General features: G+C 68.5%; 17 protein-coding genes. 6 read left to right on the forward strand and 11 right to left on the reverse strand.

From position 1 onward, the window contains the following. Positions 1 to 122: 122 nt before the first annotated feature. Positions 123 to 2,729, reverse strand: a complete 2,607-nt coding sequence (locus tag ACFV15_RS27695; protein WP_378353596.1) for a CHAT domain-containing protein — start codon at positions 2,727 to 2,729, stop codon at positions 123 to 125. A 96-nt stretch (positions 2,730 to 2,825) separates the two neighbouring features. Then, entirely contained in the window at positions 2,826 to 2,987 is a 162-nt protein-coding gene (locus ACFV15_RS27700) for a hypothetical protein (protein WP_378353598.1), read from the reverse strand. Positions 2,988 to 3,387: 400 nt separating this feature from the next. Between ACFV15_RS27700 and ACFV15_RS27705 the strand changes: the two genes are divergently transcribed. From ACFV15_RS27705 to ACFV15_RS27715, 3 genes are read left to right on the forward strand one after another with little or no spacing between them, the layout of a single operon-like run. Continuing rightward, on the forward strand, positions 3,388 to 4,413 hold the full coding sequence (locus ACFV15_RS27705; RefSeq protein WP_378353600.1) for a polyprenyl synthetase family protein: 1,026 nt from the start codon (positions 3,388 to 3,390) through the stop codon (positions 4,411 to 4,413). A 7-nt stretch (positions 4,414 to 4,420) separates the two neighbouring features. Continuing rightward, entirely contained in the window at positions 4,421 to 5,413 is a 993-nt protein-coding gene (locus ACFV15_RS27710) for a terpene synthase family protein (RefSeq protein ID WP_378353601.1), read from the forward strand. Beyond that, positions 5,404 to 6,699, forward strand: a complete 1,296-nt coding sequence (locus ACFV15_RS27715; RefSeq protein ID WP_378353602.1) for a cytochrome P450 — start codon at positions 5,404 to 5,406, stop codon at positions 6,697 to 6,699. The genes ACFV15_RS27710 and ACFV15_RS27715 overlap by 10 nt, the downstream gene beginning before the upstream one ends. On the opposite strand, the gene ACFV15_RS27720 is transcribed toward ACFV15_RS27715, so the two are convergent. Next, a complete protein-coding gene (locus ACFV15_RS27720; protein WP_378353604.1) occupies positions 6,683 to 9,340 on the reverse strand; it encodes an ATP-binding protein in 2,658 nt (885 codons plus the stop codon). The genes ACFV15_RS27715 and ACFV15_RS27720 overlap by 17 nt on opposite strands. Before the next feature lie 166 nt (positions 9,341 to 9,506). Here ACFV15_RS27720 and ACFV15_RS27725 point away from each other — a divergent pair, with 166 nt between their 5' ends. Continuing rightward, a complete protein-coding gene (locus ACFV15_RS27725) occupies positions 9,507 to 10,730 on the forward strand; it encodes a M14 family zinc carboxypeptidase (RefSeq protein ID WP_378353606.1) in 1,224 nt (407 codons plus the stop codon). A 216-nt stretch (positions 10,731 to 10,946) separates the two neighbouring features. Here the strand turns inward: ACFV15_RS27725 and ACFV15_RS27730 are convergent, their stop codons facing one another. The 8 genes from ACFV15_RS27730 to ACFV15_RS27765 all read right to left on the reverse strand — a co-directional run bounded on the left by ACFV15_RS27730 (position 10,947) and on the right by ACFV15_RS27765 (position 19,552). After that, complete coding sequence (locus ACFV15_RS27730; RefSeq protein WP_378353608.1) at positions 10,947 to 11,963, reverse strand: ABC transporter ATP-binding protein; 1,017 nt, start codon at positions 11,961 to 11,963, stop codon at positions 10,947 to 10,949. Then, entirely contained in the window at positions 11,960 to 12,946 is a 987-nt protein-coding gene (locus ACFV15_RS27735; RefSeq protein ID WP_378353610.1) for an ABC transporter ATP-binding protein, read from the reverse strand. Before ACFV15_RS27735 ends, ACFV15_RS27730 begins: the two co-directional genes overlap by 4 nt. Beyond that, entirely contained in the window at positions 12,946 to 13,926 is a 981-nt protein-coding gene (locus ACFV15_RS27740) for an ABC transporter permease (RefSeq protein ID WP_378353612.1), read from the reverse strand. The genes ACFV15_RS27735 and ACFV15_RS27740 overlap by 1 nt, the downstream gene beginning before the upstream one ends. 65 nt (positions 13,927 to 13,991) lie before the next feature. Continuing rightward, a complete protein-coding gene (locus ACFV15_RS27745; protein WP_378353614.1) occupies positions 13,992 to 15,746 on the reverse strand; it encodes an ABC transporter substrate-binding protein in 1,755 nt (584 codons plus the stop codon). Between the two features lie 16 nt (positions 15,747 to 15,762). Then, a complete protein-coding gene (locus ACFV15_RS27750) occupies positions 15,763 to 16,776 on the reverse strand; it encodes an ABC transporter permease (protein ID WP_378353616.1) in 1,014 nt (337 codons plus the stop codon). Positions 16,777 to 16,929: 153 nt separating this feature from the next. Continuing rightward, on the reverse strand, positions 16,930 to 17,955 hold the full coding sequence (dmpG, locus tag ACFV15_RS27755) for a 4-hydroxy-2-oxovalerate aldolase (RefSeq protein ID WP_378353617.1): 1,026 nt from the start codon (positions 17,953 to 17,955) through the stop codon (positions 16,930 to 16,932). Next, a complete protein-coding gene (locus ACFV15_RS27760) occupies positions 17,952 to 18,824 on the reverse strand; it encodes an acetaldehyde dehydrogenase (acetylating) (protein ID WP_378353619.1) in 873 nt (290 codons plus the stop codon). Before ACFV15_RS27760 ends, dmpG begins: the two co-directional genes overlap by 4 nt. 50 nt (positions 18,825 to 18,874) lie before the next feature. Continuing rightward, complete coding sequence (locus ACFV15_RS27765) at positions 18,875 to 19,552, reverse strand: PP2C family protein-serine/threonine phosphatase (RefSeq protein ID WP_378353620.1); 678 nt, start codon at positions 19,550 to 19,552, stop codon at positions 18,875 to 18,877. A gap of 46 nt (positions 19,553 to 19,598) precedes the next feature. On the opposite strand from ACFV15_RS27765, the gene ACFV15_RS27770 reads away from it, so the two are divergent. Together ACFV15_RS27770 and ACFV15_RS27775 are read left to right on the forward strand one after the other, a co-directional pair. Then, positions 19,599 to 21,035: an N-6 DNA methylase gene (locus tag ACFV15_RS27770; protein WP_378353622.1), complete on the forward strand. Its 1,437-nt coding sequence runs from the start codon at positions 19,599 to 19,601 to the stop codon at positions 21,033 to 21,035. A 15-nt stretch (positions 21,036 to 21,050) separates the two neighbouring features. Further along, positions 21,051 to 21,941: a serine/threonine-protein kinase gene (locus ACFV15_RS27775; protein ID WP_378353623.1), complete on the forward strand. Its 891-nt coding sequence runs from the start codon at positions 21,051 to 21,053 to the stop codon at positions 21,939 to 21,941. Positions 21,942 to 22,740: the final 799 nt, after the last annotated feature.

Consider the following 22,740-nt stretch of genomic DNA (forward strand, 5'->3'; position numbering starts at 1 on the left):
CCAGACGGCACGCGTACGCGAACGGACGGCACGCGTTCATGAACGGACGACACGCGTACCTGGATGGACGACACGCGTACCCAAGGAGTCGGCACGCGTCGTCCGTCTGGGGACGGGTGGGGTCAGCCGGCGCCCAGGCAGACGAAGGGGCGGCGGAAGGGATCGGCGCCGATGGCGTCGGCGAGCGCGGAGGCGGGTGAGGTGTCGTTGGCGAGGCCGCGGTGGTAGTCGTCCATGGCGGCCGCGGCGGCTTGGTCGCCGACGCGGCTCAGCGGCGCGATGACCGTGCGGGAGCCGCTGGCGAGCAACGCGCTGGCGAAACCGAGTGCCTCGTCGCCGGGGCGGATGCGGTTGAGGGCGAGTTCGCAGGCGGCGAGCACCACCTGGCGCGGGGACTGCTTGAGGCCGGCGATCTCGTGGGCGTACAAGGCTCCGTCGGCCAGTTCGAGGCGGGAGAACAACGCGTTCTCGGGTTCGTGGGCGCCGTGGGCCGCGATGTGCGCGAGCTTGGAACCGTCGAGCGCGCTGAGTACGGACTTCACCGTCGCGCGGGGGCCGGACAGGAGGCGGGCGCCTTGGTGGTGGGTGGCGAGCTTGTCGATCTCGCCGCGCGCGGCGGGCAGGTCGGGGCCACGGGCGAGGACGATCTTGCGGACCCGGGCGGTGCGGGTGTGTTCGGCGGCGAGCCAGGCCGTCGCCGAAGGGGCGACCACCGTCGGGCGTGACTGCAGGCTCGGCAGCACTCCCCACGGGACACCGTAAAGCGCGCCGGTCGGCACGATGACGAGGTCGCGGTGACCGAGCATGGTGAGCGGGCGGATCAGCTGGGTGTCGAGCAGCTCGGCCTGTTTGCGCGCCGACCCCATGACGGCTTCGACGAGCATCGGCGGCAGATGGTCGGGGGCGAGCGCGTTGAGGTCGACGTTGAGCCTGCGCGCGTTCTCGGCGGCCTGTTTCGCGGAACCGAGCCGGACCAGGCGGACCGTGCCGTCGGCGACCACGACCGCCACCACCGCGTCTTCGGACACCGCGAAGCTCACCAGCGCGCGCTCGCCCAGCGCCTCGGCGATCTCGGTCACCGTCGCGACCGGACGCGGCTTGCCCCAGCGCACGGCGTCCCAGCCGAGCCGGTGTGACTCGCGCAGCCGCTCCGCGTACTTCGCCCGCAACGCCGCCGTCGGGTGCCCGAGGTGCTGGGCCTGATGGATCGCCTGGTCGAGGCCGCGCATTTCGGCGATCCGCTCGGCGATCTCGGGATCGTCGGCGCCCGCGATGGGCTCGTAGCGGTGGGTCTGCGCCCTGGTCCGCTCCAGCCAGTCGAACACCCGCCGCGCCGAGCCGCCGTCCAGCACCAGCTTCACGGCCAGCTCGGCGAGCTCCCTGCCGTGCAGCGCCGTCCCGGACACCAGCTCCAGCCCGCCCATCCGGTCGCGCACCCGGTCCAGCTCACCCAGCGCCGCGCGGATCTCGGCGAACGCCTTGGCCCGGTCGCCCAGCCCGGCGGCCAGTTCGGCACGGCACAGCCTGCGCAGCATCCGGTAGTCGATGGGCGTGACCTCACCCGGCCGCGGGATCCGGCGCAGGAGTTCGGCGGCGCGGCGCAGATTGCCACGCCGGATCTCCAGCCTGGCCGCCAGCATCCTGGCCGACGCGGCACGGTCGGCCAGCCTGGCGGGGATGGACTTCGCGACCCGCAACGCCCGCGCGGGCAGCGACGGCGACAGGTCGCCCGAACGCAACGCCTCCTGCACGTCCGCGCGCAGGCCGATGATCGCCGCGTCCGCGGCGCAGGTCTGACAGCCCCAGCGCACCATGCCCTTGCGCGCGGAAGCCGCCATCTGCCTGGCCAGATCCAGCTCGTCGTTCAGCAGCGCGGCCGTGGCACGCATCAATTCCACGAACGCGAGATCGGGCGTGACCCCGCGTTGCTCCCGCATCTCGGGCAGCACTTCGTCGAAGCACGCGCCCGCCTCGTCGGCCAGGCCGGCCGTCAGCAGTGCTTCGGCTTGGACCATGCGCAGGTAGAACGGGATCGCGATACCGCGTTCCCGGTAGTACTGCTCGCTTTCGGCGTAGCACCGCAGCGCCGCGGGGACATCGCCCATGCGCAGTTCCAGGGTGCCGAGCTGACGGCGCGAATCGGCGGCCTGCGACAGCGCGCCATGCTCTTCCGCGAGCGCGATGGCGTGGGTCAGATCCTCGCGCGCCCCGCGAACGTCACCGGCACGCGTGCGCGCGACGCCTCGGCTGTACAGCGACTTCAGGTACCGGTCGAGCGCGACGGCCGGATCGTCGGCGGTGTCCAGACCGGCCAGCTGAAGGTCGATCGACTTGTCGAGGTGGCCGATGCCCTCGTCGTTGCGGCCGACCGAGAGCAGCATCAGCGCTTGATTGTGGTGGACCGATCCGCTGAGCTCCGCGCGCAGCCGCGCGTCGTCCACCTGCGCGATCTGCGGCCAGACCCCCTCCAGCCTGGCCTGTGCCGCCTCGATCCCGCCGTCGTCCAAGGAAAAGTAGAAAAGTGAGATGAGCAGCCGGATCCGGGTGACCAGCCAGTCGCTCTGCCGGGCGGGTTCCACCGACTCCATCGCGTCCAGCATGGCCAGTCCGCGGCGCATCATCCGAAGCCCGTCGGGCAGCCGGGCCGTGCAAGCGGCATCGACCCCGGCCCGGTGCAATTCCCGGGCCTCGCGGATGAGCTTTCCTTGATCCAGTCCTGTCACAGCCACACTAGTATGACAACACAGACGGTAGTGATATTCGTCCGCCTGGCGCGGATATTCGCCAGGCGGACGAATACTTTCCGTATGCAGGGACTTGCGAACTCAGTGACCGCAGCCGAGGTCGACGCAGTCGGTCTTCTTCGTCGGATCCGGCGTGGGCTGCGGTTCCGGCTCGAAGTCCGGCTCCAGGTCCGGGTCCGCCCCCAGCAGCTCGTCGATGACCTGCGGATCCGTGTTTTCTTTGATGTCGGTAGGCGTGGACATTTCGATCTCCTCCCCTGGCGATCATGTGTTGCGCCCCATTCCGACGCAGCCCCGCCATGTGCGGTTCCCATAACGCTGCGTCGCCATTTGGCGGACCCTCACTCCGCCAATAGAGCAATGGTGACACAAAGCGAGCAAGATCGGGAGGAATTCCTACCGACCGTCAGCGATACGAGTGAATTCACCTCAGTCCGTCCACCCGGATGGCCGACCGCTCGCCTGCCCCTTCGCCCGCCCGAACGAGCAGGGATCGTGAGTGTTCCCGACGGTTAGAACCGTTGGGAACACTCACGACCAGGTCAGCGGGTTAGTTCTCTCGGTCGGCCCGCTCGGTGCGCCGCGCGAAGACTTCGGTCGCACCGAGTGTGCTCATCCGGCGACGGCTCCTAGCTTCGATGACATGACCGATCTCCGGCATGGCACGATCGCGGTACTGACGACCGCGCACGCGATCTTCGAACGCACCAGGGTAACGGTCGCACCTCGCCTCAAGTCCACAGTGGACAAACTTCCCGGTGGCGTGCGCGACATCGCCGGCTATCACTTCGGCTGGTGCGACGAACACGGTGCGCCCGTGGCGGCGACACCGGGCAAGATGCTGCGGCCCGCGCTGACCCTGCTGTGCGCGGAAGCCGTTGGCGCGCATGCCACTCAGGCGATCGAACCCGCCGTCGCCGTCGAACTGGTGCACAACTTCTCGCTGCTGCACGACGATGTGATGGACGGTGACGCGCTGCGCCGCTCCCGGCCGACGGTGTGGTCGGTGTTCGGGGTGCCCATGGCGATACTGGCCGGTGACGCGCTCGTGGTGCTCGCCATGGAGGTGCTCGCGGACTCGCCGTCGTCCGCGGGCAAGCTCTCCGTGGCGATGCGTGAGCTGATCGAGGGGCAGTTCCTCGACCTGTCGTTCGAGCGGCACACGACGGCCGGACTCGACGACTGCCTCGCGATGGCGGGCGGCAAGACCGCCGCTTTGCTGCGCTGCGCGAGTGAGCTCGGCGCCGCGCACGGCGGCGGATCACCGTCGGCCGTCAACGCGCTCGGCCGGTTCGGCTGGCATCTCGGGCTCGCCTTCCAGCTGGTCGACGACCTGCTCGGGATCTGGGGCGACCCGGCGGTGACCGGCAAGCCCGCGCTGTCCGATCTGCTGGCAGGCAAGAAAACGCTGCCGGTCGCGGCCGCGCTGGCCGCGGGTGGACGCGGCGCAGAGCGGCTCGTCGAACTCGCGTCCGCGCCGAGGGAGACCCGGGACGTCGTCGCCATGGCCGCGCTCATCGAGCGGCTCGGCGGGCGGTCGTGGGCACACTCCGTCGCCGAAGCCCAGGTGAACACCGCGCTGTCCTGCCTCGACGAGACGGGCGTCGCACCGGCGGCCCGTACCGACCTGCTCGCGCTCGCCACGCTGGTCACCGAACGGGACCGGTGAGGAAGCCATGCGCCCCAAGGCTTTGAAGATTCCCGACCTCGACCGCCGCTATCCGTTGCGCCGCAGTCCGCACTACGAAACGGTCGCCGACGAGTTCCACGCCTGGTTCCTCGAGCAGGGGCCGTTCACCACCGAGAAGCAACGCAAAGCCTTTGTCGCCAAGGACTATGCGTATCTCGTCTCGATCGCCTGGCCCGCCAGCGACCGGCGGACGCTCTGGGACCTCGCGACGCTAGCGGCCGCGCTGTCCGAACGGGACGACGAAGCCGACGCGGCCAGGGCGGGCGCGTCGCTCGGCAAGCTCCGCGCCAGCCTCGCGGATGTCAAGGCGCATCAGGCGACGACGTCCGAGCGGCGGTGGGGGCCGCTGCTCGCGAAGGTCTGGCGAAGCATGTCGGAGTACGTGACACCGCAGGTGATGACCAGGCTGGCCGACGCGATCTCCGGGTACCTAGAAGGCTGTATCGCCTACGACCTCAAGCAAATCGACGGGTACCGGTTCGGCCGCGTCGAGGACTACCTCGAGATCCGCGGCTTCACCATCGCGCAACGCGTCGACCAGGTGCTGACCGAGATCAGCCTCGGCATCGACCTCGGCGCGGCGCGCGAGGACGAACTCGTCAAGGAGTTGTGCCACCGCGATGTCGAGCGCGTGATCGTCTACCACGACCTGCTGTCGCTGCGGAAGGATCTCGCCGAGGGCGAGACCGAGAACATCGTGCTGGTGATCGCCGCCGCCGAAGGCTGCGATCTGCAGGAGGCCGTGCACCGGACTTGCCGCCTGCTGGACAAGAAAATGGACCGGTACGAGGAAAGCGCCAGGCGGCTGCGCCTGTCGCCGCTCGGCTGGCGCGATGACGTGTGCCTGTTCGTCGACGGGCTCAACGACTTCACCTCCGGGCTCATCGAATGGGCCACTTGCTCTGCGCGCTACACGCTGGGCGAAACCAGCCACTGGGCCACCAAGACGCAGATCGTGAGTGAGACGCCATGCCGATGACACGAGGACTACCGGTGCTGGGCCACGCGCTGCGGCTGGCACGCACGCCGTTGCGATTCGTCGAGTCCGCGCGGGACAGTGGCGACGTCGTCGTCTTCCGGCCGGGGCCCAAGCGCTGCTACCTGGTGAACGAACCCGCGCTGGTAAGGGAAATCCTGGTCACCAGGCAAAAGGACTTCGTCAAGGGCGGGCCGCTGTACGAGCAGCTGCGCGGACTGGTCGGGCAGGGGCTCGTCGCGTCGAGCGGGCAGCTGCACCGGCGGCAGCGCAGGCTGGTCCAGCCCGCCTTCCATCACCAGCGGATCGCGGGCTACGCCGAAGCCATCGCGGAGGTCGTCACCGCGACCTCGGACGGCTGGCACGACGGGCAGGTGCTCGACGTCGACCACGAGATGCACTCGGTGAGCATCGGCATCCTGTCGAAGACACTGTGCACCGCGCTGCCCGGCGACGAGTTCGCCGATGAGATCCGGCGGTCGCTTCCCGTGCTGCTGCAAGGAATCGCGCGGCGCGCGTACCTACCGGCCGGGTTCGTGCACAAGCTGCCGCTGCCGGCCAACCGCCGGTTCGACGAGGCGCTGACCGGGCTGTGCTCGCTGATCGACCGGCTCGTCGCGGCCTGTCACGCGGACCCGGTGGACCGCGGTGACCTGCTGTCGATGCTGACGCTGTCCGGGTCGATGACGGATCAGCAGCTGCGTGACGAGGTGATGACCATGCTGCTGGCCGGGTTCGAGACGGCCGCGACGACGTTGATGTGGACCTTGCGGGTGCTGAGCACGCGGCCGGACATCCAGCGGCGCGTGCACGAAGAGGTGGATGGTGTCCTTTCCGGGCGGCAGGCGGGTTTCGAGGACCTGCCGAAGCTGGGTTATCTGCGGAACGTGCTGCTGGAGGCGATGCGGCGGTATCCGATCGCCTGGCTGCTGACCCGCCGATGCCTCACGGAGACCGAACTCGGCGGCTTCCGGATCCCGCGCGACGCCGACGTCTTCTACAGCCCGTACGCGTTGCACCGTCACCCGGCGTACTTCCCGGAGCCGCACGTCTTCGACCCGGATCGCTGGCTTTCCGAGACCGCGCGGCCGTCACACGCCTATCTGCCGTTCGGCACGGGCACGCACAAATGCGTCGGCGAGTCCTTCGCCATGACCGAAATGCTGCTCGCGGTGGCCACCTTCGCGGCGCGGTGGCGGGTGCGGCCGATGCCGGGTCGTGCGTTCGAGTGGACGGCGACCAGCACGTACTCGCCGAAGGGCCTGCGGCTCATTATCGAAGCGCGGTAGCCAGATCGGTGCGCGCGGTGATGCCGAGCTTGCGGTAGACGCTGGTCAGGTGGATCTCGACGGTCCGGACCGCGACCTGCAGCCGACCGGCGATCTGGCGGTTGGTGTGGCCCTGTTCGGCGAGCAGTGCCACCCGGCGTTCACTGGCGGTCAGCGCGCGGGCGCCGGTGAGGTAGCCGCCGCGCGGGCGTCCACCGGCACGGCGGAGTTCGGTGTGCCCGCGCCTGGCCAGCGGCCCGGCGCCACAACGTTCGGCGAGCTCGGCGCCTTGGCGCAGCGCGGTTCTGGCGCGGGAAGCGGCGCCCGCCATGTGCTCGGCCGTGCCGAGGTCGATCAAGGCGTGCGCGAGGTCCAGGCCTTCGAGCAGGTCGACGGCCTCGCGGGCCAGCTTGAGGCCCGCCGCGCCCGGAGTGATGGACCCCGCGACGCGCAGGCTCACGCCGAGGCTGCGGCGCAGCCCGCTCGCGCGGGTGATCTCCAGCTCCTCGCGGGCGAGCGCACGGGCACGGGCGTGGTCGCCGAGCGCGTGGATGCCGGGCGCGGCCAGCGAACGCCAGTTGCCCATGGCCGGGTTGTCCCAGCCCCACGCCACCATCCGGCGGCCCGCTTCGAGCAGCGCGGCCGTGCCCTCGGCGATACGGCCGCCCGCGATACGCAGTTTTCCTTGCGAGAGCAGGAATCGGGCGCGGTTCCAGCCGTGGTCGCCGTCGTACGTCGGATAACGGGCCAGCGCACGCTCGGCGCGGTCGCACTCTCCACAAAGGACATAGGCGTCGACGAGACCGGCGATGAGCAACGGATCGTTGCGGCGCAGCAGCGGCGTCGGCGCCAACTCGAGCATCGACTCCGCCAGTGCAGCCGCCTTGGCGAGTTCACCACGGCGCAGGTAGGCGTCGGTGAGCAGAACGGCTCGGGGCAACCCGCGTGGCAGACCTTCGAGCACGCGGATCGCCTCGGGCACCTGGTCGCAGTAGAGGAGCGCGGCGGCCGCGGCGTTCGCGGCGGGGAAGATCGTGTAGTCGCTCGCCACGCCTTTGCCGAGCGTCAGGTTCGCCAGGCGTACACCCTCACCGATGTCACCGCGCGCGGCGCTGAGGAACGCGCGGATGGCGAGCAGCGCGCGTTCGCCGGGCGTGTCGCCTGCCGGGACGGTTTCCCAGCCGGCGCGCGGATTCCAGGTGGCGAGGTTGGCCGTGGCGAGCGCGAGCCGTTGCGCGGTCAGCACCAGCGCGCAGTCGCGGTCCCGGACGCGGATGGCCGCGCGTTCCAAGATCTCGTGGGCCTCGACGGGGCGTCCACCATGGGAAACCGCCTGCGCGAGCACGGCGTACGCCTGCGCGTACAGCTCGGGGTCCTGATGGGGGTCGATGCCGGCGGCGACCTCGGCCAGCGTGTCGGCGACCTGGCGGGCGTCGAACCACGGGGTGGTCGCGGCGAGCATGCCGAGCAGATCGCGGGGATCGGCCGGATGCTCCTTGAGCGCGCGGCACAGCAGCTCGCCCGCCTTGACGGCGTCCTCCCGGCTCAGCGCGGTCCGCGCCGCCTGCGCGAGCACGGTCACCCGCCAGACCTCGTGACCGGGCGCGGTCTCCAGCAGATGTTCCGCGATCTTCTCGGCCTCGGAGTCCTTGTCGTACAACAGTTTCGCCGCGTCCGCATGTGCTTTCTCGACCTCGTCGGCGGACATGCCGGCGAGCACGGTCTCGGCGGTGAACTCGTGCGCGAACCGGGGCGCGGCGCCGCCCGTGGTCAGCCCGGACTCGGCGAGCAGATGCGCTGCCTGCCGTGCTTCCGCACTGTCCATTTCAGGGGCATCGCCCGTGATGGCGAGCGTCCGCGCCATCTCCACGCAGCGTGGGGGCAGCTCGGCCAGTCGGTACCTGATCACGTCGGACAAAGCACGGCTCGCGTACCAGGCGACGGCTTCGACCTCAGTGGCCCCATGCCTGGCCAGGCTTTCCAAGAGCCGGTCGAGCATCTGCGGATTCCCGCCCGTGGCCCGGTGACACGCGTCGGCGAAGGATTCGGTCGTCTCACCGAGCCGGTCGGTCACAATGTCCCGGACAGCGGTCTCGGTCAGCGGCCTCAGCGACAACGTCCGCGCGGCCACGAACGCCGGGTCGTCCCGGAACGCCCCGCCGCGCCGGCACAGCACGACGAGCACGGCCAGCCCGCGCAACCGTCGCGCGAGATACGCCAGCCAGCCGAGTGACGCCCGATCGGCCCACTCGACGTCATCGACCAGCAGGAGCACCGGTTCCCGCTCGGCGAGATTCGCGAGCAGCCAGAACAACCCGTGCAGCGCGGCGAAATCCGCTTCGGGCGTGACGGCCCGCGGATCCAGCGCTCGCAGCGCCAGGTCCGCTGAGCCTGCCAGTAGTCGCGCTCGCTCGCCCGCGTCCGCTGTGGCCAGTACGGGTTCGAGCAGCTGCCGGACAAGCCCGAGCCCGAACTCACGCTCGGGCAGGCTCCCTTGTGCACGCAGTACCCGCATGCCAGGGGTCTGCGCGAGGTGATCGAGCACGGTGGTCCGCCCGATCCCCGGCGGCCCCTCGACCACGGCGACCGCTCCCCGCCCGTACCGCGCCCGCTCGGCGAGCGCGGACAACTCGGCCAGCTCGGCCTCCCGTTCGAGCATCATCCACCTCCCCTGCGCCCGTGCCTCCCTGCCCGGTTCACGTACCGCGCGGCCAGGAGGTTCACGACGGAATTCGTCCCATGAAAGCCGCGTTTTCCGGCCGAACGGAGGCTGACCACGGTGCCTCACCCTCGCTACGTTGTGAATAAATCACCGAGGGGAGCCCGGTATGTCACGAGTATTGACCGCGTTGCTCGGCCTGGCCTTGCTGCCGGTCGTCACCACACCCGCCGCCCAAGCCGCGCCACCCCCGCCGGCGGTATGCAGTGACGAACCGCGGGACCTGCCGATCGACGAGTTCACCGACTACCGGGAACTGGTCCGCGAACTCGGCAGGCTGGAGCGGGCGAGCAAAGGCCGGGTCAGTGTCAAGACGGCGGGCACCTCCACCCGCGGCAGGCTGATCCATCAGGTCAGCGTGGGCACCGGCCCGAAGGTCTTCCTTGTCTCCAGCGAAATCCACGGCAACGAGAAGACCGGAACCGACGCGATCCTGCGCATCCTCGACTACCTCGGCACCTCGGAGTCCCGCGAGGCACAGCGCCTGCGCCGCACGATCACCTTCGTCGCGGTCCCCAAGCTCAACCCCGACGGCGCCGAACTCGACCGCAGGGGCAACGACCTCTCCTGGCCCGAAGTCCAGCGCACCTTCCCCCAGCTCGCTGGCCGCCCGCCCGCCTGGAACTACCTCGACACCGAGTTGCAGGGCGACGATTACCGCACCCGCCCCGGCTTCGACGTCAACCGCGACTTCAACCCCGAACTCGGCTACCTACCCCGCGCCGAGGACTTCCCCGGCGCACCGGACCAGCCAGGCTGGTTCATCACCCCCGAGGCCCGCGCACTGCGTTCGGTCTACGTCGGCCTGACGGCTCAGCGCGGCAAAGTGCCCGACGTGTACGTCGACCTGCACCACCAGGGAGCCTGCGTCAAACAGGAGGGCAGCAACCGTTTCCTCGACGTGGGGATCGACTATCCCCCGTTGCCGGACAAGTTCTTCGAGCCGGGCCAGAAGTACGCCAAGTACCGCGACGTGTACACAAAGGACGCATCACGCCAGCTCGCGATCAGCGGCTTCAACGGAATCCGCGACGCCGGCTACCTCGGCGCCCGCTATCCCCACGACGCGGCCCGCGACCTGCCGGGGCAGGCTCGGTGCTCGTTCGCGCTGAACGGGACCGGGACCGTGCTGTTCGAGGTTCGCGGCCAAACCCAGACCCTGGGCCAGTGGCACCGGGAACACTTCACGCGGGCGGTCATCGCGGGGCTGGCGAACATGCTGCGTGACGTCAGCTCGGGGGCGGTGACGAAGATCGATCCGGAGAGCTTCGACGGCCTTCCGGCGACGATCGAAGGCTTCGGCACGCTCGGCGAAGCGGAGATCCTCGAGTAGCTGTGGGATTTTGGGTCGGGTTGGGTGGTGGGACTCTACTTCTTGAGGCTCGGACGGGCCGCGAGTGGTAACTCTGCTGCGTCCAACGGAGCAGAGTTACCACTCGCGCATGCCCTGTCGCTTTGAACGAGGGGTTCCCCTGGCCACACGAGGTCAAGGGTCGTGAGTGTTTAGACCGGTTAGAACCGGCCGTACCACTCACGACCCAGGCCTGGGTCAGTCCGACTCGGGAACGACCTGGCGGGGCTCAGGGAAATGGCAGGCCGCCAGGTGACCGGACGAAGCCGAGGTGAGCTGCACCAGCGGCGGTTCCTCCGACGCGCAGATGTCCTGGGCTTTCCAGCAGCGGGTGCGGAAACGGCAGCCCGATGGCGGATTGATGGGGGACGGGACGTCGCCGGTGAGGCGGATGCGCTCGCGGTGGGCTTCGCTGTCCGGGTCCGCTTCGGGGACCGAGGAGAGCAGGGCGTGGGTGTACGGGTGCTGCGGATTGCCATAAAGATCGGCGCGGTCGGCGACCTCCACGATCTTGCCGAGGTACATCACCGCGATGCGCTGTGAGAAGTGGCGGACCACCGCGAGGTCGTGGGCGATGAAGACGAACGCGATGCCCAGATCCCGTTGCAGGCGCTGCAAAAGGTTGACGACCTGGGCCTGGATCGAAACGTCCAATGCGGACACTGGCTCGTCCGCGACGATGAGACGGGGTTCGAGTGCCAATGCCCGCGCGACGCCGATGCGCTGGCGCTGGCCGCCCGAGAACTCGTGGGGGTAGCGGTTGTAGTGCTCGGGGTTCAGGCCGACCGTTTCGAGTAGCTCCTGCACGCGCTTCTTGCGGCCGCCAGGGGGGTCGATGTCGTTGACCTCCATGGGGCCCGCGACGATCGAACCGACCGTGTGGCGGGGGTTCAGCGAGGAATACGGGTCCTGGAAGATCATCTGGATCTCGGACCGGATCGGCGCCAGCTCCCTGCGCGACGAGTGCGTGATGTCGCGCCCGGCGTAGGTGATCTTGCCTGCCGTCGGTTCGAGCAGGCGGGCCAGCAGGCGGCCGGTCGTGGACTTGCCGCAGCCGGATTCGCCGACCAGGCCGAAGGACTCGCCCTCGTGCACGGTCAGGTCGATGCCGTCGACAGCTTGCACCGACCCGACGCGGCGCTTGAAGACCGCGCCGCCGCGGACCGGGAAGTGCATGGTCAGGTCAGTCGCTTCGAGCAAGGGCTGCGACGTCATCGGAGCGCCTCCTTGTCCGAAGTGGACAGATGGCAGGCCGCGGCGTGCTTGAGCTCAGTCGGCAAGAGTGGACGCTCCGTGGTGCACAGGTTTCCTGGTACGCGGCCGACATGGTCGCACCGCGGGTTGAACGGGCAGCCGTCCGGCAGGTCGATCAGGCTCGGCGGGGTGCCGCGCACCGGCACCAGCGGGACGTCGACGTCGCCGGTGAGATGCGGGATCGACGCGAGCAGGCCCCAGCTGTAGGGATGCGACGGCGTCTTGAGCACCTCGCGCACGGTGCCGCGCTCGACCGACCGCCCGGCGTACATCACCAGCACGTCGTCGGCCATCTGCGCGACCACGCCCATGTCGTGCGTGATCAAGATGATCGAGGTCTCGAACTCGGCCTGCAGCTCACGCAGCAGGTCGAGGATCTGCGCCTGCACGGTGACGTCGAGCGCGGTGGTCGGCTCGTCGGCGATGAGCAGGTCGGGGTCGCAGCACAACGCGATCGCGATCATCGCGCGCTGGCGCATGCCGCCGGAGAACTGGTGCGGGTAGTCATTGGCGCGCTTGGCCGGGATGCCGACCTTGCCGAGCATCTCGGCGGCACGTTTGCGACCGTCGCGTTTGGACGCTCCGGTGTGGCGCCGGTACGTCTCGGCGATCTGCTCGCCGATCGTGTAATACGGCGAAAGCGAGGTCAGCGGGTCCTGGAAGATCATCGAGATCCGGTTGCCGCGCAGCTCGCGCATCGACGACTCCGACGCTGCCGTCAGGTCGATGCCGTCGAAGAGGATCTCGCCGCCGATCTCGGTCTTCTCGGGGTTGTGCAGCCCGAGTATCGCCATGTTCGACACGCTCTTGCCGGAGCCGGACTCGCCGACGATGCCGAGCGTGCGGCCCTTGACCAGGTCGAACGACAGACCGTCGACGGCCTTGACCACACCGTCCTCTGTGGAGAAGTGCACCTTGAGATCGCGCACGGAGAGCAGGGTCATCACGTCACCTTGATTCGCGGGTCGATCACGGCGTAGACGATGTCGACGACGATGTTGGCCACCACCACGGCGGTCGCGGCGAGCAGCACCACGCCCATCATCATCGGCAGGTCGGAGGCGAACACGGAGTTCACCGCGAGCTGCCCGACCCCGATCAGGCCGAACGAGGTCTCGGTGATGATCGCGCCGGAGAACAGCACCGCGATGTCGAGACCGAGGATGGTCGCGATAGGACTCATCGCGCCGCGGAACGCGTGCTTGACGTACACCTGGCGGGTGCTCAATCCCTTGGCGCGCACCGTTCTGATGTAGTCCTCGTTGAGCACGTCCACCATGGACGATCGCGTCAGCCGCGCGTAGTACGCGGTGTGGATGATCGCCAGGCAGGTCCACGGCAGAATCAGCCCGGTCACCCACTGCGCCGGACTGTCGAAAAAGGACGTGTAGGTCGGCCGGGGCAGCAGGTCCGAGCTGTACACGAAGAGGTAGAGGAAGAACGGCGCCATCACGTAGATCTGCATCGAGCCGCCGATCAGCGCGAAGATCATCGCGATCTTGTCGGCGAGCTTGCCCTTGCGCAGCGCGGCGAGCATGCCCAGCCCGACACCGAAGACCACGAACAGCACCACCGCGCCGATGGTCAGCGAGATGGTCACCGGCAGCCGGTCGATGACCGTGTCGAGCACCGGTTCCTTGTTCACGAACGAGTAGCCGAGGCACGGCGCGTCGCAGGGCTTGTCGCCGATGACCCGGCCGGCGAAGATGCCGCCGAGGAAGACCGCGTACTGCTGCCAGATCGGCTGGTCCAGCCCCAGGTCCCGGCGGATCTGCTCGACCAGCACCGGGGTGCAGGACTTGCCACAGGACAGGGCGGCGACCTCGTTGCCGGGTACGGCGAAGAAGAGCAGGAACGTGATGGCGCTGATGATCATCAGGATGACCACGGCGCCCAGCACCCTGCGTGCCAGGAAAGCCAACATCGGGAGTCTCCGAAAAGGGGAGAGGGGGAGCGTGCCGTGCGGCCCGCTCCCCCTCCCTCAGTGGGTCAGGACTTCAGGAAGAGGTTCGCGAAGTTCAGCACGCCGTGCGTGTCGACGGACGCGCCGCCGACGTTCGTGCCGGACATGATGAGCCGCCGCGTGTACGCGTACGGGATCGCCGGGACCTTCTCCATGATCTTCGAGTCGAGCTTCGCGAACTCGTCGCCCTGCTTGATCGGGTCGTCGATCGCCAGGATGCGGTCGATCTCCTTGTTGATCTCCGGGTCGTTGAAGTGCGAGTTGTTCGGGCGGCCGTCGCCGATCTTGCGGCCGTCGTAGAGCTCCGGGTAGACCGTCACGCCGGTCGGCCAGTCCGCCGCCCACGAGGACCAGTACAGGTCCAGGTTGTTGTTGACGGTGTCGCGGGCGTCGTTGAACGTCTTCGGCTGCATCGGGATCTTCTCGACCTTGAAGCCTGCCTTCTCGAGGCCGTCCGCGATGGCGAGCGCCTCCTTCTCCCGGTTCGGCTGCTGGCTGTAGCCGAACGAGATCGACTGGCCGAGCTTGCCGGCGTCGGTCAGCATCTTCTTGGCCTTCTCCGGGTCCCCCTTGGGGTTGACGTCGGTGATGCCGGGCAGGTCGTACTTCTTCCAGCCGAGGTTGGCAGGCGAGCCGAGCGTGGTCGACAGGTCGCCGTAGAACGGGCCGCCGTTGGTCTGGCGCGCCTGCTCCTTCGGGAACGCGGTCAGCAGCGCCTTGCGCACGTTCACGTCGGTGATGCGGGTGGTGTTGATCGAGTAGACCTCCGACGCCGAGGTGGCGGTGTCGAGCACCTGCGCCTTGAGCTTCGGGTCGTTCATCACCTGGTCGATGCGCTCGGCGGGCACCGAGTGGTACAGCGCGGTCGCGTTCTTGTCGTCACCGGCGCCCGCGGTCAGCCGGTCGGTGATCTCCGGGGGCAGCGGGCCGAACTGGATGGTGAAGCCGTCGACGTACTGGTGCCGGATCGGGTCGGTGTTCGGGTCCCAGAACTCGTTCTTGACGAGCTTCAGCGACTTGTCGACGACGTGCGACTCGATCTTGTACGGGCCGCTGGTCGGCGGGTTCTGGTCGAGCCCGTCCTTGCTGTCCTTGGCCTTCTGCACCGGCACGGTGGTGCCGAGCGCCGCCGCGAACGGGAAGTCCGGGTGCGGCTTGGGCAGCTTGAAGATGATGGTCTTGGGGTCGGGGACCTCGATCTTGTCGTTCCCGAGTTCCTTGCCGTCGTACGGCCCGTTGTAGACCTTCGAGAACTCTTCCGAGTCGACCAGCCAGGTCTGGATGTACGGGAAGCCGCGGTTGTACTTCTCGTAGAACGAGCGCTCGACCGCCCACTTGAAGTCCGCGGCCACGATCGGGGTGCCGTCGGAGTGCTTGATGCCGTCCTTGAGCGTGAACTTCCAGGTCTTGCCGCCGTCGGTGGACTCACCGGTGTTGGTCGCCAGGTCGCCGACCAGCGTGGTCTTGTCGCCGTCGATCTTGTACATGGTCAGGCGGCGCGAGATCAGCTCGGAGATGGTCTGGTCCGGCGAGGTCTGCATCTGGCCCGGGTCGTAGTGGACCTGGTCCTGACGCCACAGCGCGGTGATCGTGCCGCCCTTGCGGGAGCCCGGAACTTCCTTGGCCGGGCCCTTCGACTGGGAGCCGTCCTTGTCGAGGGAGACCTTGCTGACCTCGTTCTTGGGCGCGTCGGTGCTCCCCGAATTCTGGCCACCGGCGCTGCAGCCGCCGACGAGCAGCGACGCGGCCATCGCGACGCCGACGATCTTCTTCGGTTTCATCTGTCTCCCTGACTTCTTAACGGTGTGACTTGGGGTCGAGCGCGTCACGGACGGAGTCCCCCAGCAGGTTGAACGCGAGCACGAACACGATGAGCGCGATGCCGGGGAAGGTCAGATAGGTGATGTCCGCCTTGATGTAGTCGCCGCCGTCGTGGATCATCCGGCCCCAGTCGGGGGTCGGCTCGACCATGCCGACGCCCAGGTAGGACAGCGCGGCCTCGGTGGTGACCATCGCGGGCACGTCCAGCGTCGCGACCACCAGGATCGGGGTCAGCAGGTTCGGCAGCAGCTCCTTGACGATGATCCGCCGCGACCCGGCCCCGGAAACCCGTGCCGCCTCGACGAATTCGCGTTCTCGCAGCGAGAGCACCTGGCCACGCAGCAGCCGCGCGACTCGCGTCCAGCCGAACACGGACAGCACGAGCACCAGCGAGGTCGCTCTCAGCCAGATCGGCGCCTCCTTGCCCGGCGCGATGAACAACGCGAGCGCGACCGGCATGAACGCCAGGTAGAACAGGGTCGACGGGATCGCCAGCAGCACGTCGATGATCCGGCCGATGAAGTAGTCGGCCTTGCCGCCGAGATAGCCGGCGGTGATGCCGACCAGAGTGCCGAAGACGGTCACGATGGCGACCACGACCAGCGCGATCAGCAGCGAGGTCCGGATGCCGTACACCAGCTGCATCAGCACGTCACGGCCCAGTTTCGGCTCCAGGCCGAACCAGAACTCGCCGTCGATGCCGCCGTTGGGCTTGACCGGGATGCCGGTGTCGGTCAGCAGGCCCGGCCGGTCGAGGCCGTAGTGGGTGTACGGATCCTTGCCGTACAGCCAGCCGATGACCGGCGCGCCGAGGCCGATCACGAAGTAGAAGAGCACGACACAGGCCGAGATCACGCCCGCTTTGTCGCGGCGGAACCGGCGCCAGGCGAGTTGCCCCGGCGAACGGCCTGGCGGCGGCTTTTTACCGCCGGTGGTGGTCACCTCGGTGACGGCCGCGGACGTCACTTCGGCGGAAAACAGCTCGGACACTTCTCCCCTGTCACCCGCATGGGTCAAAGAACGGGCGGAAATTTACGGTCCCAAGGATAGGGGCGTCAACCACCGATGGTTGGTTTTCCAGGTTACGAAATGGCTATGGCCGGTAATTAACTGATTTCTTAGGGTAATTGCACCCGAAAGCGTTTACACGTTTTCGGCGGCCAGCCCGATGGCCACGTCGATGATCATGTCCTCCTGACCGCCGACCAGGCCCAGGTCACCGCACCGGCGCAGGATTTCGTGCGCGGGCACCTGGTACCGCCCGGCCGCGCGCTCGGCGTGCAGCAGGAAGCTCGAGTAGACGCCTGCCCAGCCCTGCACGATCGCGTTGCGGTCCATTTTCGGCCATCGGTGCAGGTAAGGGCGTACGACCTCCTCGGCGGCGCTGATCACGGCGAGCACGTCGAGGCCGGTTTCGATGCCCATCCGGTCGAACACGGCGGCCAGCACTTCGGTAGGCGAATTACCCGATCCGGCGCCGAGCGCGCAGAGCGACCCGTCGATGTAGCGGACGCCTGCCTCGTAGGCGAGTACCGAGTTGGCTACACCGAGTGACAGGTTCTGGTGGCCGTGATAGCCGACCCAGGCCTCGTCGCCGACCTCGGCGACCAGCGCCTCGAAGCGGGCCTTCGCCTCGTGCATGAGCAACGCGCCCGCCGAGTCGGTGACGTAGGCGGCCTGGCACCCGGCGTCGACCATGATCCTGGCCTGTTTCGCGAGGTTCTCCGGCGGCGTGCGGTGGGCCATCATCAGGAACCCGGCGGTCTCCATCCCCAGCTCGCGGGCGACCCCGAAATGCTGGGGCGAGACGTCGGCCTCGGTGCAGTGGGTGGCGACCCTGACCATGTCGGCGCCGGCGTCGCGGGCGCGCCGGAGATCGTCGGCGGTGCCGATGCCGGGCACGAGCAGCACCGCGATCTTGGCGCGCTTCGCCTCGTCCCGCGCGGCGGCGATGAGCTTCAGCTCGTCGGTGCGCGAGAAACCGTAGTTGAACGACGAACCGCCGAGTCCGTCACCATGGGTCACCTCGATGACGCCCGCGCCGGCCAGGTCGAGTGCGCGGACGGTGTCGCGCACCTGGGTTTCGGTGAATTGATGTGCCATCGCGTGACTGCCGTCGCGCAAGGTCGTGTCGACGATCCGGACGTCGTGGGAGAATGCCGGTTTCACGCGATCAGCTCCCCCACGCGGACCGCGGCGGCGGTCATGATGTCGAGATTTCCGGCATATTCGGGTAGATAGTCGCCGTTTCCTTTGACCTCGAGAAAGAGCGCGACGCGGCCGTTCCCGTTCCAGTCTTCCCGTGGATCATCGAATTGCGGTTCGGCGCGCAAGGTGTAGCCGGGAACGTAGTGCTGGACTTCGGCGATCATTTCGTGGACCGAAGCGGTGATCGCGTCCTGGTCGGCGCCGGGGGAAATCGCGCAGAACACGGTGTCGCGCATGATCATCGGCGGTTCCACCGGATTCAGGATGATGATCGCCTTGCCCTGGCCCGCGCCGCCGACCTCGGCGACCGCGCGGGAGGTGACCTGGGTGAACTCGTCGATGTTCGCGCGGGTGCCCGGCCCGGCGCCGCGTGACGCGACCGAGGCGACGATCTCGGCGTACGGCACCGGGGTGATCCGGGAAACGGCGTGCACCATGGGAATCGTGGCCTGACCGCCGCAGGTGATCATCGAGATGTTGGGCGCGTCCAGGTGCTCGCGCAGGTTGACCGGCGGGCACACCATCGGCCCGAGATACGCGGGCGTGAGGTCGATCGCGCGGACCCCGGCCTCGGCGTAGCGCGGCGCGTGCGCGGTGTGCGCCTTCGCCGACGTCGCCTCGAACACCAAGTCCGGCAAGGGATCCTGGCTCAGCAGCCAGTCGACGCCGTCGGCGGACGCCTTGATCCCCTGCTCCCTGGCTCGGGCGAGCCCTTCGGATTCGACCACCCCGACCACATAGCCGACCTCGATCTCCTTGCTGCGCTTGAGTTTCGTCAGCAGATCGGTGCCGATGTTGCCGGGTCCGACGATGGCCGCGGTGATGGTCATGCCCCGACTGTCACGCCTGCGCGGGGCTTAGGGACAGTCTCCCGTTCCACTCAGCGGCACGGGACGTCGATGAGCAGGCAGGTGACATTGTCGAAACCGCCGGCGCCGTTGGCCAAGGCGACGAGTTCGGCGGCGGCCGTCTCGCGATCCGAATAGAGCGCGTTGTGGATCGCCTCGATCTCGACGTAATCGGTGAGGCCGTCCGAACAAAGCAGATAACGGTCGCCCGGCAGCGCGTCATGCCAGGCGAGATCGGGCCGGTGCGGCTCGGTGCCGCTCTGGAGCGCGCGCATCAGCATGTTGCGGCGGGGATGTTCCGCGGCTTCCTCGGCGCTCATCCGGCCCTCGTCCACCAGCGCCTGGACCATCGTGTGATCGCGGGTGAGCTGGCGCAGCTCGCCACTGCGCAGGAGATAACCGCGCGAGTCGCCGATGTGGCCGAGCTGGAAGCGGTTCTCGTCCCAGCGCATCGCGGTCAGTGTGGTGCCGCAGCCGAACGGGGCCTGCTCGTCGAGCCTGCGAGCGATCTCGGCGACGACGAAGCCCAGGTCGGTACCGGAGAACTCGCGCACCACGTCGATCGCGATGGCGCTGGCCAGGTCGCCGTGCCCGTGCCCGCCCATGCCGTCCGCGATGGCCTGCACCTGGGGAGTCAGGTAGGCGGAGTCCTCGTTGACCTGGCGGCGGAGTCCGACGTCCGTCGCCATGGTCAGCCCCAATCGTGTCATGGTCCCAGTAGACCAGTTGTGAAGTCAGTACACAAGCAGTTAGTCTGTGTACATGGACGCCACCGTCAATCTCGGCGACATCGCCCGGCTCGTCGACGTCGGGCGGGCCGCGGTCAGCAACTGGCGACGACGGCACGAAGACTTCCCGCGCCCGGTCGGCGGCACCGCGTCGAGCCCGCTGTTCTCCCTCGCCGAGGTCGAGGACTGGTTGCGCCGCAACGGGAAGTCGTTCGAGGTCTCCCCCGCCGACCGCATCTGGCAGCGGCTGCGCGCGGCGGACGACGACCTGCGCCTCGGCGAGCTCGTGGTCGAGGCCGGGCGCGAGATCGAGGACCGCGCGACGTTCGAGTTCCTCTGCCAGCGGTACTTCGAGGCGCATTCGCGGCGGTTGAACGTCACGCCGGTGGACGTCGCCGAGCTGATGGTCCACTTGGTCGGCGGTGGCCCGGTGGCCGATCCGGCGTGCGGCGTCGGGACGCTGCTGATGGCGGCGGGGTCCGGCGCCGGGCAGGAGCTGGACCCGGTCAGCGCCCAGATCAGCGGGCTGCGCGTGCCCGGCGCCGAGGTCGCCATCGGCGATTCCTTGCGCGCCAACGCTTTGGCGCCTGCCGACGCCGTGGTGTGCGATCCGCCGTGGCACGACCGGGCCTGGGGTTACGACGAGCTGATCGGCGACCCGCGCTGGGCGTACGGGCTGCCCCCGCGCGGCGAGCCGGAACTCGCTTGGGTGCAGCACTGTCTTTCGCTGGCCAAGCCGGGCGGGCGCGTCGCGATCCTGCTCCCGCTCGCCACCGCGAGCAGGCGGCCGGGCAAGCGGATCCGCGGGAACCTGCTGCGGGCGGGCGCTGTGCTCGGCGTGATCACGTTGCCGGGCGCGACCCGCGATCTCTGGCTGCTGCGCCGTCCGGTGCCAGGCGAGCCGCCGCCGTCGAAGATCCTGTTGCTGGAAGCGGAAAACCTGGCCGACATCGAGTCGGCGGAGCCGTCGACCCGGATCATCGACCTGCTCGACGACGACGTCGACCTGAGTCCGGCCCGCCATCGCGACGCCGACGTCGCCGCGGCCTTCGCCGATGCGCTGCAGCGGTTTCGGGCGGCCTCGCCGGTGCTGCCGTCGCTGGAACCTTCTGCCGGGACGCCGATGACCACACTCGGCGAGCTGATCAAGGCGGCCCCCGGCGACGAGCCGGTCACGTCGCCGACCGGGACCACGTATCTGATCGACCCGGAACTGCTCGATCCTGGGTTTTTGGCGGGCGCTTTGCGTGCCGCGCTGGCGAAACCGGCGTCCGGCTCCAGCAGGCTCGACGTCAAGCGGACGCCGGTGCCACGGCTGACTTTGGCGGAGCAGCGTGCGTACGGTGCGGCGTTTCAGCAGCTCACCGCGCTGGAAGAGACCTTGCGCGCGGCCACGGCGGCGGGGGACGCGCTGGTGCGGTTAGGCTTCGAAGGACTGCTGGGTGGGCGGCTCGGACCGCGTTAGGGGGTGTTTCCCGGAATGCTCATCGCCGACCGGTACGAGCTCGACGACCTGCCGCTCGGCCAGGGCGGGATGGGCGCCGTCCACGGCGGGCACGACAAGCACCTCGACCGCCGCGTCGCGATCAAGTTCCTGCGCCTGCCTGGCGGTCCCGAGGACGAGCTGACCCGGCGTTTCGTCCGCGAAGCCCGGATTCTGGCCAAACTGGAGCACCCTGGCGCGCCGATCCTCTACGACTTCGGCATGTTCGAGGGCCAGTTGTTCCAGGTCATCCAGTTCATCGACGGCATCACGGTCGCCGACCTGCTGAGCGAGCACGGCCCGCTGCCGGTGCCCTGGGCGGCTTCGATCGCCGCCCAGGCGAGCGCGGTGCTTTCGGCGGCGCACACGTTGTCGATCTGCCATCGCGATCTCAAGCCCACCAACCTGATGCTCTGCCCGGACGGCGGCGTCAAGGTGCTCGACTTCGGCCTCGCGGTCCTGCGCGAAGCGGACGTCGCGCAGTTCACGCGTGGCGGCCAGATACTGGGGACACCCGCGTACATGGCCCCCGAGCAGATCCAGCGTGGTTCGGCGGGCCCCCGGAGCGACTTGTACGCGCTGGGCTGCCTGCTGCACGAAATGCTTACGGGGCAACCGCTGTTCAGCGGGCCAACGGCGTACGCGGTGTTCGAGCGGCATGTGAAAGAGCGCCCGGCCCCGATCCGCGGGGTGCCCGCGGGCCTGAACGCTCTCATCGCCGGGTTGCTGGAGAAGGACCCCGCGCGCCGTCCCGCCGACGCGGTGGTCGTGTACGAGGGCTTGCAAGCCTTCGCGGCCGACCTGCCCCCACTCCCCGGCTTCGTCTCGGGCTCGACGAACCCGGGCCGCATGTACGCGCGCATGGTGGGCAGGGTCAAAGAGTCGTGAGTGGTACGGCCGGTTCTAACCCAATGCTGGGTAGTTGTTGGGCGGAAGGGCAAAGGTGTCATGTCGTGCTGGGCGACCTTGGCCTGCCTCAGCCTTGGCCACGACAGAGTGATTGTGGAGGGTTTGCGGTGACGGTTGCGGGCGAGTGGTAACTCTGCTCCGTTAGATGCAGCAGAGTTACCACTCGCGGACCCCCTCGTGAAGCGAGGGGCCCCCGAATGCGTACTACGCACCCAACGGCCCCCTCACTTCAAGCCCGCCCGAGGCCTACGGGCACCCCGCCGGACTTGGTAAAGGAATCCCTCACCAGCCAGCCACATTCGGCTTTCCGCGCAATAAGGCTTGACCTGCGTTGCCCATCGGCACGTGAGCACGTGAAACCCGAGTCGGCCGGGCCGTCCTCGGTGGCCCGGCCGCAAGCCTGCTTTGCGGGGCGGGGTGGACGGAATGAACGGGGCGTATGTGTCGCTCAGCGTTGCGAACGCCCCGTTCGCAACGTTCAACCACCCTGCGCCAGCGCGAGTGGTAACTCTGCTCCGTTAGATGCAGCAGAGTGACCACTCGCAGCCCGTCCGAGCCTCGCCCGGCACACAAGGCCGCCGAACCCCAGGAACATGATCAAATCATCCGCGACGGCATTTTTACCCACGAGAAAACCTGGGATGACCGCACGGTCGTTACTCTGAATAGCCCACGCCCCTAACATGCATTTCGCACCCCTACCGCAAAACAGGAGTGTTCAACTCGTTAGAACCGGCGTTACGGTTCCCCTTGAGAATTCTGGCCAAGAACTCGAGCC

This window comes from Amycolatopsis sp. NPDC059657, assembly GCF_042734395.1.
Taxonomy (GTDB): Bacteria; Actinomycetota; Actinomycetes; order Mycobacteriales; family Pseudonocardiaceae; genus Amycolatopsis.

Bases quoted from the DNA above. Each gene is read 5' to 3' on its own strand.
- ACFV15_RS27705 (WP_378353600.1), top strand. From the start codon at position 3,388: ATGACCGATCTCCGGCATGGCACGATCGCGGTACTGACGACCGCGCAC.
- ACFV15_RS27735 (WP_378353610.1), bottom strand. From the start codon at position 12,946: ATGACCCTGCTCTCCGTGCGCGATCTCAAGGTGCACTTCTCCACAGAG.
- ACFV15_RS27720 (WP_378353604.1), bottom strand. From the start codon at position 9,340: ATGATGCTCGAACGGGAGGCCGAGCTGGCCGAGTTGTCCGCGCTCGCC.
- ACFV15_RS27715 (WP_378353602.1), top strand. From the start codon at position 5,404: ATGCCGATGACACGAGGACTACCGGTGCTGGGCCACGCGCTGCGGCTG.
- ACFV15_RS27725 (WP_378353606.1), top strand. From the start codon at position 9,507: ATGTCACGAGTATTGACCGCGTTGCTCGGCCTGGCCTTGCTGCCGGTC.
- ACFV15_RS27710 (WP_378353601.1), top strand. From the start codon at position 4,421: ATGCGCCCCAAGGCTTTGAAGATTCCCGACCTCGACCGCCGCTATCCG.
- ACFV15_RS27765 (WP_378353620.1), bottom strand. From the start codon at position 19,552: ATGACACGATTGGGGCTGACCATGGCGACGGACGTCGGACTCCGCCGC.
- ACFV15_RS27730 (WP_378353608.1), bottom strand. From the start codon at position 11,963: ATGACGTCGCAGCCCTTGCTCGAAGCGACTGACCTGACCATGCACTTC.
- ACFV15_RS27775 (WP_378353623.1), top strand. From the start codon at position 21,051: ATGCTCATCGCCGACCGGTACGAGCTCGACGACCTGCCGCTCGGCCAG.
- ACFV15_RS27740 (WP_378353612.1), bottom strand. From the start codon at position 13,926: ATGTTGGCTTTCCTGGCACGCAGGGTGCTGGGCGCCGTGGTCATCCTG.
- ACFV15_RS27760 (WP_378353619.1), bottom strand. From the start codon at position 18,824: ATGACCATCACCGCGGCCATCGTCGGACCCGGCAACATCGGCACCGAT.
- ACFV15_RS27700 (WP_378353598.1), bottom strand. From the start codon at position 2,987: ATGTCCACGCCTACCGACATCAAAGAAAACACGGATCCGCAGGTCATC.
- ACFV15_RS27745 (WP_378353614.1), bottom strand. From the start codon at position 15,746: ATGAAACCGAAGAAGATCGTCGGCGTCGCGATGGCCGCGTCGCTGCTC.